This window comes from Vibrio sp. Vb0349, from assembly GCF_033338975.1.
The window spans coordinates 1-1,195 of the sequence record NZ_JAWOTS010000304.1; the positions used below are offsets into that span (position 1 = coordinate 1).

Here is a 1,195-nt window from a genome sequence, read left to right on the forward strand (position 1 = left end):
ATTCAAGACTTAGTCGAAAATGAACTCATGCAAGGTCCTTACAAAGCCCTAGCGCGTTCTTACATTGAATATCGCCATGACCGCGACATCGCGCGTGAAAAGCAAAGTGCACTAACTCGTGAAATCGAAGGCTTGATTGAAGAAAGTAACCTTGATTTGATCAACGAAAACGCGAATAAAGACGGCAAAGTTATCCCAACTCAGCGTGACCTTTTAGCGGGTATCGTGGCGAAGCACTACGCGAAAACGCACATCCTGCCTCGTGATGTGGTTCAAGCACACGAAGTGGGTGACATTCACTACCACGATCTGGATTACGCGCCATTCTTCCCGATGTTTAACTGTATGCTTATCGATTTGAAAGGCATGCTAACGCACGGCTTCAAAATGGGTAATGCAGAAATCGACACGCCTAAATCGATTTCAACTGCGACTGCAGTGACGGCGCAAATTATTGCTCAAGTAGCTAGCCATATTTATGGCGGTACGACAATCAACCGTATCGACGAAGTGCTTGCTCCATACGTTATGACAAGCTATGAGAAGCACCTAGAGATCGCGAAAGAGTGGAACATTGCCGAGCCAGAAGAGTTTGCTAAAGCGCGCACCGAGAAAGAGTGTTACGACGCATTCCAATCGCTAGAGTACGAAGTAAACACACTGCACACGGCAAATGGTCAAACGCCATTCGTTACGTTTGGTTTTGGTCTTGGTACAAGCTGGGCGTCTCGTCTTATTCAGCAATCGATTTTGAAAAACCGTATCGCTGGTCTTGGCAAAAACCGTAAAACCGCCGTATTCCCTAAATTGGTGTTCGGTATTAAAGACGGTCTAAACCACAAGGCAGAAGATCCAAACTACGACATTAAGAAACTTGCACTTGAGTGTGCTTCAAAACGTATGTACCCAGACATTCTTAACTATGACAAAGTCGTGGAAGTAACGGGTTCATTCAAAACACCTATGGGTTGTCGTAGCTTCCTAGGCACTTACGAAGAGGATGGCGAACTTATCCATGAAGGTCGTAACAACCTTGGTGTAGTTAGCTTGAACTTACCGCGTATTGCGCTTCGCGCAAAAGGCAGCGAAGAGAAGTTCTATGACCTGCTTGATGATCGTCTACGTCTTGCTCGTAAAGCACTAGAAACGCGTATTTCTCGTCTAGAGAACGTAAAAGCGCGCGTTGCACCAATTC

General features: G+C 45.9%; 1 protein-coding gene. It reads left to right on the forward strand.

Features of this window, described 5'->3' with window-relative positions; all coding sequences use genetic code 11:
* On the forward strand, positions 1-1,195 hold a 1,195-nt coding region (nrdD, locus tag R7Q47_RS25385; protein ID WP_318090118.1), incomplete at both ends, for an anaerobic ribonucleoside-triphosphate reductase.